General features: G+C 70.9%; 15 protein-coding genes and 1 pseudogene. 7 read left to right on the top strand and 9 right to left on the bottom strand.

Features of this window, described 5'->3' with window-relative positions; all coding sequences use genetic code 11:
• Positions 1–260 precede the first annotated feature (260 nt).
• Positions 261–734, top strand: a complete 474-nt coding sequence (locus M4J07_RS42240) for an SsgA family sporulation/cell division regulator (RefSeq protein WP_255981524.1) — start codon at positions 261–263, stop codon at positions 732–734.
• A 13-nt stretch (positions 735–747) separates the two neighbouring features.
• On the opposite strand, the gene M4J07_RS42235 is transcribed toward M4J07_RS42240, so the two are convergent.
• Positions 748–936, bottom strand: coding sequence for a hypothetical protein (locus tag M4J07_RS42235; protein ID WP_255981522.1), 189 nt, complete (start codon positions 934–936; stop codon positions 748–750).
• Positions 937–1,026: 90 nt separating this feature from the next.
• On the bottom strand, positions 1,027–2,397 hold the full coding sequence (locus M4J07_RS42230) for an FAD-binding oxidoreductase (RefSeq protein WP_255981520.1): 1,371 nt from the start codon (positions 2,395–2,397) through the stop codon (positions 1,027–1,029).
• An 87-nt stretch (positions 2,398–2,484) separates the two neighbouring features.
• On the opposite strand from M4J07_RS42230, the gene M4J07_RS42225 reads away from it, so the two are divergent.
• Positions 2,485–4,008 carry a tetratricopeptide repeat protein gene (locus tag M4J07_RS42225; RefSeq protein ID WP_255981518.1) on the top strand — a complete coding sequence of 508 codons (1,524 nt, stop codon included), beginning with the start codon at positions 2,485–2,487 and terminating at the stop codon, positions 4,006–4,008.
• 111 nt (positions 4,009–4,119) lie between these two features.
• On the opposite strand, the gene nthA is transcribed toward M4J07_RS42225, so the two are convergent.
• The 4 genes from nthA to hppD are packed head-to-tail and all read right to left on the bottom strand — an operon-like array spanning position 4,120 to position 6,447.
• Entirely contained in the window at positions 4,120–4,707 is a 588-nt protein-coding gene (nthA, locus tag M4J07_RS42220; protein ID WP_255981516.1) for a nitrile hydratase subunit alpha, read from the bottom strand.
• Positions 4,697–4,990 carry an SH3-like domain-containing protein gene (locus tag M4J07_RS42215; protein ID WP_255981514.1) on the bottom strand — a complete coding sequence of 98 codons (294 nt, stop codon included), beginning with the start codon at positions 4,988–4,990 and terminating at the stop codon, positions 4,697–4,699. The genes nthA and M4J07_RS42215 overlap by 11 nt, the downstream gene beginning before the upstream one ends.
• Complete coding sequence (locus tag M4J07_RS42210) at positions 4,983–5,267, bottom strand: SH3-like domain-containing protein (protein WP_255981512.1); 285 nt, start codon at positions 5,265–5,267, stop codon at positions 4,983–4,985. Before M4J07_RS42210 ends, M4J07_RS42215 begins: the two co-directional genes overlap by 8 nt.
• A 22-nt stretch (positions 5,268–5,289) precedes the next feature.
• Positions 5,290–6,447: a 4-hydroxyphenylpyruvate dioxygenase gene (gene hppD / locus M4J07_RS42205; RefSeq protein ID WP_255981510.1), complete on the bottom strand. Its 1,158-nt coding sequence runs from the start codon at positions 6,445–6,447 to the stop codon at positions 5,290–5,292.
• 122 nt (positions 6,448–6,569) lie between these two features.
• Between hppD and M4J07_RS42200 the strand changes: the two genes are divergently transcribed.
• The 5 genes from M4J07_RS42200 (at position 6,570) to M4J07_RS42180 (ending at position 10,838) form a co-directional block, all read left to right on the top strand.
• Entirely contained in the window at positions 6,570–7,040 is a 471-nt protein-coding gene (locus M4J07_RS42200; protein ID WP_255981526.1) for an Lrp/AsnC family transcriptional regulator, read from the top strand.
• A gap of 67 nt (positions 7,041–7,107) precedes the next feature.
• Entirely contained in the window at positions 7,108–7,755 is a 648-nt protein-coding gene (locus M4J07_RS42195; RefSeq protein WP_255981508.1) for an ABC transporter permease, read from the top strand.
• Positions 7,748–9,007, top strand: a complete 1,260-nt coding sequence (locus tag M4J07_RS42190) for a betaine/proline/choline family ABC transporter ATP-binding protein (protein ID WP_255981506.1) — start codon at positions 7,748–7,750, stop codon at positions 9,005–9,007. Before M4J07_RS42195 ends, M4J07_RS42190 begins: the two co-directional genes overlap by 8 nt.
• Positions 9,004–9,867, top strand: a complete 864-nt coding sequence (locus M4J07_RS42185) for an ABC transporter permease (RefSeq protein WP_255981504.1) — start codon at positions 9,004–9,006, stop codon at positions 9,865–9,867. The genes M4J07_RS42190 and M4J07_RS42185 overlap by 4 nt, the downstream gene beginning before the upstream one ends.
• Positions 9,864–10,838, top strand: a complete 975-nt coding sequence (locus M4J07_RS42180) for a glycine betaine ABC transporter substrate-binding protein (RefSeq protein ID WP_255981502.1) — start codon at positions 9,864–9,866, stop codon at positions 10,836–10,838. The genes M4J07_RS42185 and M4J07_RS42180 overlap by 4 nt, the downstream gene beginning before the upstream one ends.
• A gap of 12 nt (positions 10,839–10,850) precedes the next feature.
• Here the strand turns inward: M4J07_RS42180 and M4J07_RS42175 are convergent, their stop codons facing one another.
• From M4J07_RS42175 to M4J07_RS42165, 3 genes and pseudogenes are all read right to left on the bottom strand, one after another.
• A complete protein-coding gene (locus M4J07_RS42175; protein ID WP_255981500.1) occupies positions 10,851–11,642 on the bottom strand; it encodes a S16 family serine protease in 792 nt (263 codons plus the stop codon).
• Positions 11,643–11,776: 134 nt separating this feature from the next.
• Complete coding sequence (gene menC, locus M4J07_RS42170; protein WP_255981498.1) at positions 11,777–12,886, bottom strand: o-succinylbenzoate synthase; 1,110 nt, start codon at positions 12,884–12,886, stop codon at positions 11,777–11,779.
• A pseudogene (locus M4J07_RS42165) lies at positions 12,883–13,062 on the bottom strand (chorismate synthase); the annotation flags it as partial. The gene menC and the pseudogene M4J07_RS42165, both read right to left, overlap by 4 nt.

Here is a 13,062-nt window from a genome sequence, read left to right as displayed (position 1 = left end):
TCGCCGGGGGCCGGGGTTGGGGCGCTCATGTCCGTCGTCCCGTATCTGCTCGGGGGTCTTGTTGTGGCCTCCACATCTATCAGACGCCCGCGCCCGCCCGTGCCGGTCCGCCGTTACGGACCACTTTCCGGGCAACGGTGGTCCCGTCCCGAAGCGCCGGAAAAAACTTTGGCGAACTCGCGTAATGCTTCCGGCAGATCTGCCTCTCACCTTGCACGGGCCCGCTCCAGGGACCGTACGGAGGAGAGGAAACGCACGACATGCACACCGTGGTGGAACGCGAACTCGAGCTGAAACTGGTCCTGTCGCCCGAGCGAAGCATCCCGGTCCCGGCCCGGCTGACCTACCGCACCAATGACCCGTACGCCGTCCACATCGCCTTCCACATCGGCTCCGACCACCCGGTCAACTGGACCTTCGCGCGCGAGCTGCTCGTGGAGGGGGTGTTCCGGCCGTGCGGGCACGGCGACGTGCGGGTGTGGCCGACGAAGGTCGACGGGCGCAGCGTCGTGCTGATGGCGCTGAGTTCGCCGGACGGCGACGCACTCCTGGAGGCGCCCGCCGCGCAGATCTCGGCCTGGCTGGAGCGGACGCTGCGGGTGGTGCCTCCGGGCTCTGAGGCCGAGCAGCTCGGCATCGACGCCGGCCTCGCCGAGCTGCTGGCCCCGACTCCGGCCGACGACCTCTACCTGCGCGACCCGTGGCCGTCGGACGAGTCGTCCGACGAGCGGTGAGCGGGCGGGCGCGTCAGTTCGGGGCGGTGGCCGTGGCGGTCACGGCTGCCGGAGCCGGAGCCGGGCCCGGTTCCGGGGCGGCGACGGCGGTGCCGACGGCCAGGCCGATCGAGGCCACGGCGACGGCGCCGGCCAGGACGACGGCGCCGATCCTGCGGTTGCGGACGGACTTGCTCCTGCTGCTGCGCTCCCTGGTGTTCATCCGTCCAGGGTGCCGCCGGCGGACGTCCCGGCACATGAGTCGTTCGTCCTTTATGTCAGCTATACGTGACCGGAGGCGCACCCTGCGCGATCAGAACAGTTTCCCGGGGTTGAGCAGTCCCAGCGGGTCGAAGGCCGCCTTCACCGCCTGCTGCACCTCCACCCCGACCGGTCCGAGCTCGCGCGCCAGCCACTCCTTCTTCAGGACGCCGACGCCGTGCTCGCCGGTGATGGTGCCGCCGAGCTCCAGACCGAGCGCCATGATCTCGTCGAAGGACTCGCGGGCACGCCGTCCCTCGTCGGCGTCCTGGGCGTCGAAGCAGACGGTGGGGTGCGTGTTGCCGTCGCCCGCGTGCGCGCACACCCCGATGGTCAGCGCGTACTTCTCGGCGATGCGCTCGACGCCTTCGAGCAGTTCGCCGAGCTTCGAGCGCGGCACGCACACGTCGTCGATCATCGTCGTGCCCTTGACGGCCTCCAGGGCGGTCAGCGACAACCGCCGGGCCTGGAGCAGCAGTTCGGACTCGGCGGCGTCCTCGGCCGGCACCACCTGGGTGGCGCCCGCGGCCTCGCACAGCGCGCCGACGGCGGCCAGGTCCGCGGCCGGGTCGAGGGTGTCGAAGGCGGCGAGCAGCAGCGCCTCGGTCGTCTCCGGCAGGCCCATGTTGGCCATGTCGTTGACGGCCTTCACCGTCGTACGGTCCATGAGTTCGAGGAGTGACGGGACGTGACCGTCCTCCATGATCCGGCAGACCGCGTCGCAGGCGGCCGCCGCGGAGGCGAACTCGGCGGCCAGGACGAGCTGCTGGGGCGGCTGCGGCTTGAGCGCGAGCGTCGCCTTGACCACGATGCCGAGGCTGCCCTCGGAGCCGACGAAGAGGCGCGTGAGGTCGTAGCCCGCGACGCCCTTGGCCGTGCGGCGTCCGGTGGACAGCAGCCGGCCGTCGGCGAGGACGACGTCGAGTCCGAGCACGTACTCCGCCGTCACCCCGTACTTCACACAGCACAGGCCGCCCGAGGCCGTGCCGATGTTCCCGCCGATGGTGCACATCTCCCAGCTGGAGGGATCCGGCGGATAGTAGAGGCCGTGCTCGTTCACGGCCCGGGACAGCGTCGCGTTGACGACGCCCGGCTCCACGACGGCGATCCGGTCGACCGGGTTGATCTCCAGGATGCGGTCCATCTTGACCAGCGAGAGCACGATGCAGCCGTCGGAGGCGTTGGCGCCGCCCGACAGGCCCGTGCGGGCGCCCTGCGGGACGACCGGGACGCGTAGTTCGGTCGCGGTGCGCATCACGTGCTGGACCTGCTCCACCGTGCGGGGCAGGACGACGACGGACGGGGCTCCCGCGTCGCAGAAGCTCGCCATGTCGTGGGCGTACGACGCCGTGACGTCGGGGTCGGTGACGATCGCCTCGGGGGGCAGGCCGTCGCCGAGCAGTTCGATGAGGGTGCGGCTCATGATCACAGCCTGGCACTCGGGGCCATCGGTGTGAACCCGTATGCAGCCTCCCCCGTGTGCTCTTCGTATTGACGCACAGTGAGCGCCATGGAGAACTCCGTGGAACCCGTGGAACCCCTGAAGGCCGTGGACGCCGTTCCAGCGCAGCCGGACGCGGCCCCCGTGGACTCCCCGCGTCGCCGCCTCTCCCCCGCCGTGCGGCGTTCGGCCGTCGCGGCGGTCGCCGGGTGCGTGGTGCTCGGCGGCGTCCTGGTCCTGCTGCCCGGCGAGGAGCCGGGGCCCGCGCCGCAGCCGGGCCCGGCCGGGCGGGCGGTGATCGCTGCCGCGGTCGGCGCCCCGGCCTCGCTGCCGGACCTGACGGCGCTGATCGGCGAGCGGGAGGCGCAGGTGCGCACGCATCCCCGGGACGACCGGTCGTGGGCGGCGCTCGGGGCCGCCTACGTGGAGCGTGGCTCACGGACCGCCGAGTCGGCGTACTACCCCAAGGCCGAGCAGGCGCTGCGCAGTTCGCTGAAGGTGCGGCCGAAGGGGAACGTGGCGGCGCTCGACGGTCTCGCGGCGCTCGCCACCGCCCGGGGCGACTGGCCGGGCGCGAAGAAGTGGGGCGAGGCGGCGCGCAAGCTCGCGCCGGAGCGCTGGACGGCGTACTCGTCGCTGGTCGACGCCTACCAGGGGCTCGGTGACTACAAGGCGGCCGGGCGGGCCCTGGAGAAGCTGTCCGAGCTGAGTTCGGGGACCGCGGTGACGCTGCGCACGGCGGCCGTCTACCAGGACCGGGGGTGGCGGGAGGACGCGGCGGCCGTGCTGTCCGACGCGGCCGCGCGAGCCGGCACCCCGGCCGAGCGGGCCGCCCTGCTGCTGCGCGGTGGCGACCTCGCGTGGGAGCGGGGCGACGCGGCGGACGCGCTGCGGCACTTCGACGCGGCGCTCGCCGCGGACCCGGACTGCGCCGCGGCGCTCGCGGGACGCGGGCGGGCACTGGCCTCGCTGGGGCGTGCGCAGGACGCGGTGCGCGCGTACCGGCAGGCGCTCGCGGCGCGGCCCGCGCCCGAGTACGCCCTGGAACTGGGCGAGTTGTACGAGTCCCTGAAGCTCGGCGCGGACGCGCGCGTCCAGTACGACGCGCTGCGGGCGCGGGCCGCCGCGCAGGGGGCGCACGGGGTGGACGACGCGTTGGTGCTGGGCCGGTTCGAGGCGGACCACGGTGACCCGGAGTCGGCGGTGGAGCGGTTGCGCGCCGAGTGGCGGCGGGCGCCGAGCGTGGCGGTCGCCGACGCGCTGGGGTGGGCCCTGCACCGGGCCGGGGACGACGACGAGGCGATCGGTCTGCTGCGGCGGGCCACGGACCGGCAGAAGGGTGGCACGGTGCGGTCCGCGGTGGTCGTGTTCCACCGGGGTGAGGTCGAGCGGGAGCTGGGCCTGTACGGGGCCGCGCGGCGGCACATCGGGGAGGCGCTGCGGATCAATCCGGCGTTCTCGCCGCTGTACGGGCCTGCGGCGCGGGAGGCGTTGGCGGCGCTCGGGGAGCCGCCGGAGGGTGGCCCCGAGCAGATGTGGCCCCCCAAGCCGAAGGCTCCGCCGGTCAAGCGGATCCCGCCGAAGCGCCGTTGATTCTTCGGCGGTGGGCGGGTGCGACCCCGATGGGGCTTCTCGCGCGGGGAACTGCGCGGTCAGCCCCCACCGGACCCGCACCCGACCGACGAACCCGACCGACTGCCCCCGTCAGACCAGTGCCGTTCCGATGAGGCCGTTGCGGGTGACCAGGGTGGCCAGATCCGGCTCGGAGAGGCCGTCCGTTCCGGCGGGACGCCTCGGCAGGACCATGTAGCGCGTCTCCGCGGACGAGTCCCACACGGTGACCTTCACGTCGTCCGGCAGCGTCACCCCGAACTCCGCGAGAACCGCCAGCGGCTCCCGCACGACCCGCGACCGGTACGCCTCGCTCTTGTACCAGCCGGGCGAAGGACCGAGCAGCCGCAGCGGGTAGCAGGAGCAGAGCGTGCACACGATGACGTTGTGGACGGAGTCCGTGTTCTCGGCGACCCGCAGCCGCTGGTGCTGAACTCCTCCCGCCGCGAAGCCCAGTTCGCCGACAGCGGCCGCCCCGTCCGCCAGCAGTCGCTCCTTGAACGCCGGATCGGTCCAGGCGCGGGCGACCACCTTCGCCCCGTTCACCGGGGACGCCCCGGCCAGGAATCCGTCGATGACCTCGTCGACGGTGTCGCCGCCGACGATGCCCCGCTCCTCCAACAGGCTCTCCAGGAGCCGCACCTGACGGGAGATCACCGCGTCGTCGTGGTCACCGGACATCGGCGTCGGCCTTCCTCAAGTAGCTCTCGGACAGGTCGAGGACGACGTCGTGGTCGCCCTCGCCCCACAGGTCACGCGCCGCGAACCGGACCGCGTAGACCATCTCGACCGGCGCGTCGTCCCGGCCCTGCGAGCGGATGTCGGCGAGCGGCGCCCGCCCCTCCGGCTCGACGACGACGCCGAGCTTGCCGCGCGCGTACCGGGGCAGCCGGGTGTGGTGCGGCGGGTCGTGCCGGTAGGTGCGGACCACGTCACCGGGTGCGTAAGCGAGTCGGTCAGGCATGGTCCAGCACTCCCGCCTCGATCACGCCCTTGCGTTCGAGGAGCGTGCGGATGGCGTGGAACCAGCGCTCGTAGTACGAGGCCGCCAGGTACGCGGCGGGCTCCATCGTCTCGATCGCGTCCCGGAACTCGTCCAGGTTGAAGACCTTCTTCACGAGCAGCGCGCGCTGGAGCGCGAAGACGCGCGCCTCCCAGTCCGCGTGGAAGGGTTCGGCGTCATCGGTGGTGTCGATGGCGCCGAACCCGGTCATGCCGCCTACGTCGTTCATTCTGGCCATGCGGCCAGCTTAGGAGCGCGGATCAGAGATTTCCGCGCTTCTCCTGCTCCCGCTCGATCGCCTCGAACAGGGCCTTGAAGTTGCCCTTCCCGAAGCCCATGGAGCCGTGCCGCTCGATCATCTCGAAGAAGACGGTCGGCTTGTCCTGGACCGGCTTGGTGAAGATCTGCAGCAGGTAGCCGTCCTCGTCCCGGTCGACGAGGATCTTCAGCTCGCGCAGCGTCTCGACGGGGACGCGGGTCTCGCCCGCCCACTCGCCGAGGGTGTCGTAGTACGAGTCGGGGGTGTCCAGGAACTGGACTCCGGCCGCGCGCATGGCCCGCACCGACGCGACGATGTCGTTCGTGGCGAGCGCGATGTGCTGGACGCCCGCGCCGCCGTAGAACTCCAGGTACTCGTCGATCTGGGACTTCTTCTTGGCGATGGCGGGCTCGTTGATCGGGAACTTGACCTTGAGGGTGCCGTCCGCGACCACCTTCGACATCAGCGCCGAGTACTCGGTCGCGATGTCGTCGCCCACGAACTCCTTCATGTTCGTGAAGCCCATGACCTTGTTGTAGAAGGCCACCCACTCGTTCATCTTGCCGAGTTCGACGTTGCCGACGCAGTGGTCGATGGCCTGGAAGGTGCGCTTGGCCGGCGGCTCGACGATCGGGTCCGCGGCGTCGAAGCCGGGCAGGTAGGGGCCGTCGTAGCCGGTGCGCTCGACGAGGGTGTGGCGGGTCTTGCCGTACGTGGCGATGGCGGCGCGCACGACGGTGCCGTGCTCGTCCTTCGTCTCGTAGGGCTCCTGGACGCCGCGGGCGCCGTGCTCGACGGCGTAGGCGTACGCGGCGCGCGCGTCCGGGACCTCGATGGCGAGGTCGACGACGCCGTCGCCGTGCGCCGCGACGTGGTCCTGGAGGAAGTGGCCCCAGTCGGTGGAGGCCTTGATGACGGAGGTGAACACGAAGCGGGCGGAGCCGTTGGTGAGGACGTAGGAGGCGGTCTCGCGGCTGCCGTTCTCCGGTCCGGAGTAGGCGACGAGCTTCATGCCGAAGGCCGTCGAGTAGTAGTGCGCGGCCTGCTTGGCGTTGCCGACGGCGAAGACGACCGCGTCCATTCCCTTCACCGGGAAGGGATCGGCCTGCCGGGCGGTGTCGGGGGTGTGCGCAACGGACGAGTGTGAGGTCTGCGTCATGTCTGGAGGCTCCCGCCGTTCCACAAGGTGCGCAATAGTTTGCGTATTCGCTGGGCAATCTGACCAGTGGCCGGTCCGTTTCTGCGGGCTCTGTGTACAGGATGACCATCTCGGAGGCGTGCATGGCGATCGATCATCTGGACGGGCGGCTGATCCTGCTGCTCGCGCGGGAGCCGCGGATCGGCGTCCTGGAGATGTCACGCCGTCTCGGCGTGGCGCGCGGCACCGTGCAGGCCCGCCTGGACCGGCTTACCTCGAACGGAGTCATCCGCGGCTTCGGCCCGCAGGTCGACCCGGCCGCGCTCGGCTATCCGGTCACCGCGTTCGCCACCCTGCAGATCCGGCAGGGCCAAGGTGCCGACGTCAGGGCCCATTTGGCGACCGTGCCCGAGGTCCTCGAACTGCACACGACGACCGGCAGCGGCGACATGCTGTGCCGGCTCGTGGCCCGCTCGAACGCGGATCTCCAACGTGTGATCGACCTGGTTGTCGGTTTTGATGGCATCGTCCGGGCTTCCACGGCGATCGTCATGGAAAATCCCGTTCCGCTGCGGATCATTCCGCTGGTGGAGCAGGCGTCGGGAGATTCCTGACGGCCCAGCGGAGCACCGCCCGGCAGCGAGGCGCGATGGACTTCCGGGACTGCGGTTGGGGTGGCCGATGAACTTCTGGGACTACCTGGTCAACCGGCACCAGCAGTTGCTCGCCGACGCCTACCAGCACGCCAGCGCGGTCTTCCAGTGCATGGTCGTCGCCACCCTCATCGGGATCGTCATCGCCGTGGTCACGTACCGCAGCGACTGGGCGGGCAACCTCGCGACGACGGCGACCTCCACCATCCTGACCATCCCGTCGCTCGCCATGATCGGTCTGCTCATCCCGATCGTCGGGCTCGGTGTCGCGCCGACCGTCATCTCCCTGACCCTGTACGGGCTGCTGCCGATCGTGCGCAACGCGATCGTGGGCCTGCGCGGCGTCGACCCCTCGCTGATCGACGCGGCGAAGGGCATCGGGATGTCCCGCGCGGCCCGGCTGTTCAAGGTGGAACTGCCGCTCGCCTGGCCGCCGATCCTCACCGGCATCCGGGTCTCCACCCAGATGCTGATGGGCATCGCCGCCATCGCCGCGTACGCCTCGGGCCCCGGCCTCGGCAACGAGATCTTCCGCGGCATCGCCTCGCTGGGCAGCGCCAACGCGCTGAACCAGGTGCTCGCCGGCACCCTCGGCATCATCGTCCTCGCCCTGCTCTTCGACGCCGCGTACGTCCTCGTCGGACGCCTGACCATCCCGAGGGGGATCCGTGTCTGAATCCGCAACCGAGACGCAGGCGTCCGGGGCCAGCATCGAGCTGGAGAACCTCAGCAAGCGCTACCCGGGCTCGTCCGACCCGGCCGTGGACAGCGTCAACATGGAGATCAAGGCGGGCGAACTCATCATCTTCGTCGGCCCGTCGGGCTGCGGTAAGTCGACGACCCTGAAGATGATCAACCGGCTGATCGAACCGACCGGCGGCCGGATCCGGATCGGCGGCGAGGACGTCACCGACATGGACCCGGTGAAGCTGCGCCGCAAGGTCGGCTACGCGATCCAGTCCTCCGGACTCTTCCCGCACATGACGGTCGCGCAGAACATCGCGCTGGTGCCGAAGATGGTCGGCTGGTCCAAGTCGAAGATCAAGTCGCGGGTCGAGGAGATGCTCGACCTGGTCGGCCTCGACCCCGGCGAGTTCCACGGCCGCTATCCGCGCCAGCTCTCCGGCGGCCAGCAGCAACGCGTGGGCGTGGCACGGGCGTTGGCGGCCGACCCGCCCGTCCTCCTGATGGACGAGCCGTTCGGCGCGGTCGACCCGATCACCCGCGACCACCTCCAGGACGAGCTGATCCGGCTCCAGCACGAGCTGCACAAGACGATCGTCTTCGTCACGCACGACTTCGACGAGGCCATCAAGCTGGGCGACCGCATCGCCGTGCTGCGCGAGAAGTCGCACATCGCGCAGTTCGACACCCCCGAGGCGATCCTCACCAATCCGGCCGACGACTTCGTCTCCGGCTTCGTGGGCGCGGGCGCCGCCCTCAAGCGCCTCAACCTCACCCGCGTGCGCGACGTCGAGGTCACCGACTATCCGACGGTGCAGGTCGACGACCCGCTGCAGGACATCTTCAACAAGCTGCGGGCGGCCGGCACCAACGAGCTGCTGCTGCTCGACAAGCGCGGCCGCCCCTACAAGTGGCTGCGCCGCGGCGACCTGATGCGCGCCAAGGGCTCCCTGGCCCGCGCCGGCACCCTCGTGCACGACACCGTGACCTGGGACGCCACCCTGCGCGACGCCCTGGAGGCCGTGCTCACCGACAACGCGGGCCGGGTCGCGGTGACCGGGCGGCGCGGCGAGTACGAGGGCGTCGTCGACATGGAGACGCTGATGAACTCCGTGCACGAACTCCTGGAGGCGGACCGGCTGGAGGCCGTCGAGCACCAGCACGAGCTGGAGGAGCAGCGGTCCCTGCAGACGCAGCAGGAGCAGGAGGGCTCCCAGGCCGCCGACGGAGAGGCGAAGGCGTGAACAGCCCTGCCAAGAAGAGCGCACGCCCCGACGGGGAGCACGAGGTCAAGGGCCTCGCGTTCCGCGACGAGGGCGAGGGCGAGCAGGAGGCGACGCCGCCGCCGTCGCCGGACCGGGAGCCGCGGCGCATCACCTGGCAGAAGCTGACGTTCCTGCCGGCTGTCCTCGTGGTGGTCCTGCTGATCACCTGGCTGTGGTTCCGCAACGCCGACCTCGACTCGATCTCCGAGAACGCGCTGTCGGGCGGCCAGGTGTGGAAGGCGCTGCGCCAGCACATCAGCCTGACCGTGATCTCCACGTTCTTCGTGCTGATCATCGCGATCCCGCTGGGCATCCTGCTGACGCGCAAGATGTTCCGCAAGGCCACCCCGTTCGCCCTGATACTCGCCAACATGGGGCAGGCGACCCCGGCGATCGGCCTGCTGGCGCTGCTCGTCATCTGGCTCGGCATCGGCGAGAAGACCGCCCTGATCGGCATCATCATCTACGCGATCCTGCCGGTGCTCTCCAACACGATCGCGGGCCTGAAGGCCAACGACCCCACGCTCCTGGAGGCCGCGCGCGGCATCGGCATGTCGCCGGTGGGCGTGCTCACCAAGGTCGAACTCCCCCTCGCCGTCCCGCTGATCCTCGCCGGCGTGCGCACCGCGCTCGTCCTCAACGTCGGCACGGCCACCCTCGCCACGTTCGGCGGCGGTGGCGGCCTCGGCGTCCTCATCACCACCGGGATCACCAACCAGCGCATGCCGGTGCTGATGCTCGGCTCGATCCTGACGATCGCGCTCGCGCTGCTCGTGGACTGGCTGGCGTCGCTGGCCGAGCTCCTGTTGCGGCCGCGCGGGCTGGAGGTGCGCTCATGAGGTACCGCGTACGTGTGGCGACGGCGACCGGCAGCGCGCTGGCCCTGCTCGCCCTCGCCGGGTGCGGTCTGACGAGCGGCAGCCCGCTGGTGGACGACGTGCAGCCGGGCTCGGTCGGCAAGGGCGAGCCGCTGGACGGCGCGAACATCACCGTCACGTCGAAGGAGTTCACCGAGCAGCTGATCCTCGGCGCGATGATGGGCATCGCGTTCAAGGCGGCCGGCGCGGACGTCCTCGACCGGACCGGCATCCAGGGCTCCATCGGCGCCCGCGAGGCCATCAAGTCCGGTGACGCCGACGCCATGTACGAGTACACGGGCACGGCCTGGATCACCTACCTCGGCAACTCCGATCCGATCCCGGACCCGCAGAAGCAGTGGGAGGCGGTGCGCGACGCCGACAAGAAGAACGGCATCACGTGGCTGCCGCAGGCCGCGCTCAACAACACGTACGCGCTCGCCATGAACGAGGCCAACTTCAAGAAGTACGGCACCAGGACGCTCTCCGACGTCGCCGCGCTGGCCAAGTCGAACCCGGGCGCGGTCACCCTGTGCGTGGAGAGCGAGTTCGCCAACCGCGCCGACGGACTGCCCGGCATGGAGAAGGCGTACGGGATGAAGCTGCCCGCAGGGAACATCACGCAGATGGACAGCGGCATCATCTACACCCAGGCGGCCAAGGGCAGTTGCACGTTCGGCGAGGTCTACACGACCGACGGCCGGATCAGGGCGATGAACCTCCATGTGATGGAGGACGACAAGAAGTTCTTCCCGAACTACAACGCGGCGCCCTCGATCAACACCAAGGCGCTGGACAAGTACCCGGAGATGGCCGAGGTCATCGAGCCGATCACGAAGAAGCTGAACAACACCGTCGCCCAGGAGCTCAACGCCAAGGTCGACGTCGACGGGCAGGACCCGCACGACGTCGCCAAGGACTGGCTCGTGAAGGAGGGCTTCGTCAAGGAGTGAGCCCGCGGCGGGTCAGCACTTCGGGACGGTGCCCGAGCCCTTCTCCAGGTTCGTCAGCGCGGTCACCGTGTCCTTGAGCGTGGTCGCCGGGATCAGCCGCATCGACTCCGGCGCCGACGCCTTCGCGTCCGCGCACTCCGCCTTCGGTACGAGGAAGACGGTGGCGCCGTCGCGGTGCGCGGCCTGCACCTTCAGGGACACGCCGCCGACCGCGCCGACCTTGCCGTCGTCGTCGATGGTGCCCGTGCCGGCGATCGACTTCCCGCCGGTGAGGTCGCCGCCGCTGCCGTCGCCGTCGAGCATGTCGATGATGCCGAGGGAGAACAGCAGGCCGGCGCTGGGCCCGCCGACGTCCCCGAGCTGAAGGGTGACCTTCACCTTGCCCGAGTCGTCGCCCAGGTACGCCAGGGCGGCCTCGGTGGCGGCGTCCTGCGAGCCCTTCATCTCCTGCTGGTTGTGCTTCTCGATCTCCTTGGTGGAGCCGCCCGACGGGTACACGGAGTCGCGCGGCATGACGGCCCGGTCCTCCCGGAACCAGCCGTCGACCACGTCACCGAGGTGGACGGAGGCGTCGGGACCGGTCGCCACGATCGTCACCGCGCGGAGCGCTCCGCTGGTGTCGCGGGTGGGGGCGCCGGTGATCGCGATGACGGGTTTGCCCCCGTCCTTCCCCAGCACGTTCGTGGTCGGGCCCGGCTGTGCCACGGAGAAGGGCAGCGGGGCGAATCCGGCGACCGCGAGCAGCGCGATGACCGGGAGCGCGCACAGGGTGAGGGCAGCGGGGCGGCTGAGGCGGTTGAGCACGGCCCCGACTCTAACGTTTCGCCCGGCCGGGGTGCGGCGCGGATCCGTCTGCCGGGTCCGGGAGGGCCGGCGGGTGCGGCTCCGGTGGGGGCTGGTCGCGCTCCGCGGCGGAGCCCCACCGGCCCGCGGCCGACCTACGAACCGAACAACCCGCGGCGGGACGTCGTCACGCGCCGCAGCACGTCCGGGAGGGGCGTGACCCCGATCCCCGGCCCCCGCGGCACCACCAGATGCCCGTCCGCGAGGACGAACGGCTCCGTCACGTCCTCCGCGAAATACCGGCTGGAAGCAGACGTGTCGCCGGGCAACGTACACCCGGGCAACGCGGCGAGTGCCAGGTTCGGCGCCCGCCCGATCCCGGTCTCCAGCATCCCCCCGCACCACGCCGCCACCCCGTGCGCCGCGGCCACGTCGTGCACCCGCCGCGCCTCCAGGTAGCCGCCGACCCGCGCGGGCTTGATGTTGACGACGCGGCAGGCGTCCATCGCGATGGCGGCGGCGGTGTCCCGGGCGTTGTGGAGGGACTCGTCGAGGCAGACGGGCGTGGAGATGCGGCGCTGGAGCAGCGCGTGCGCGTGCAGGTTGTTCTCCTCCAGCGGCTCCTCGACGAGCAGCAGCCCGAACTCGTCCAGCCGCCGCAGGTGCTCCGCGTCGGCGAGGGTGTACGCCGTGTTGGCGTCGACCTGGAGCGGCAGCTCGTCACCGAAGCGCTCGCGCACGGCCCGTACGGGCGCCACGTCCCAGCCCGGCTCGATCTTCAGCTTGATCCGGACGTAGCCCTCGGCGAGATAGCGCTCGACGTCGTCGAGGAGCTCGGGCACGGAGTCCTTGATGCCGACGGAGACGCCCGCGGGCACCCGGTCGTGGACCGAGCCGAGGTACGTGGCGAGGGACATGTCGTGGGCACGCAGCTCCGCGTCGAGGACCGCCGTCTCCAGGGCCGCCTTCGCCAGCTCGTGCCCCTTGATCTTCGCCATGGCGGGGCCGAGCGCGGCCGTCGTCAGCTCGGGCAGGGCGGCGACGCGCGGCAGCAGGAAGTCGCGGATCACGGTCTCCGCGCCGGACACGTACTCGGAGCAGTACAGCGGCTCGGGATCGGCGGCGAACTCCGACCAGCCCTCCGCCTCGTCGGTGACGACGTGCAGCAGGAAGGTGTCCTTGGTCGTCATCGTGCCGAACGAGGTGCGGAACGGGGTGACCAGCGGGATCGCGACGTGCAGCAGTTCTACGTGGTCGAGCTTCATGCGGGGGTCCCCTCCCGGGTCAGGGTGTACCAGCCGGCCCGGGACAGACCGGTGGCGGTGCGGCCCTCGGCGAAGGCGGCCGTGAACACGTCGCGCACGGCGCGGCGCCAGCGCAGCGCGAGCGCGGGGTCGGCGGCGCGCAGCTTCACGATGTCGTCGGGGACGCGGCACCAGAC

This window comes from Streptomyces longispororuber (assembly GCF_024448165.1).
Lineage (GTDB): Bacteria > Actinomycetota > Actinomycetes > Streptomycetales > Streptomycetaceae > Streptomyces > Streptomyces longispororuber_A.
This window is presented reverse-complemented; position numbering and strand designations above follow the sequence as displayed.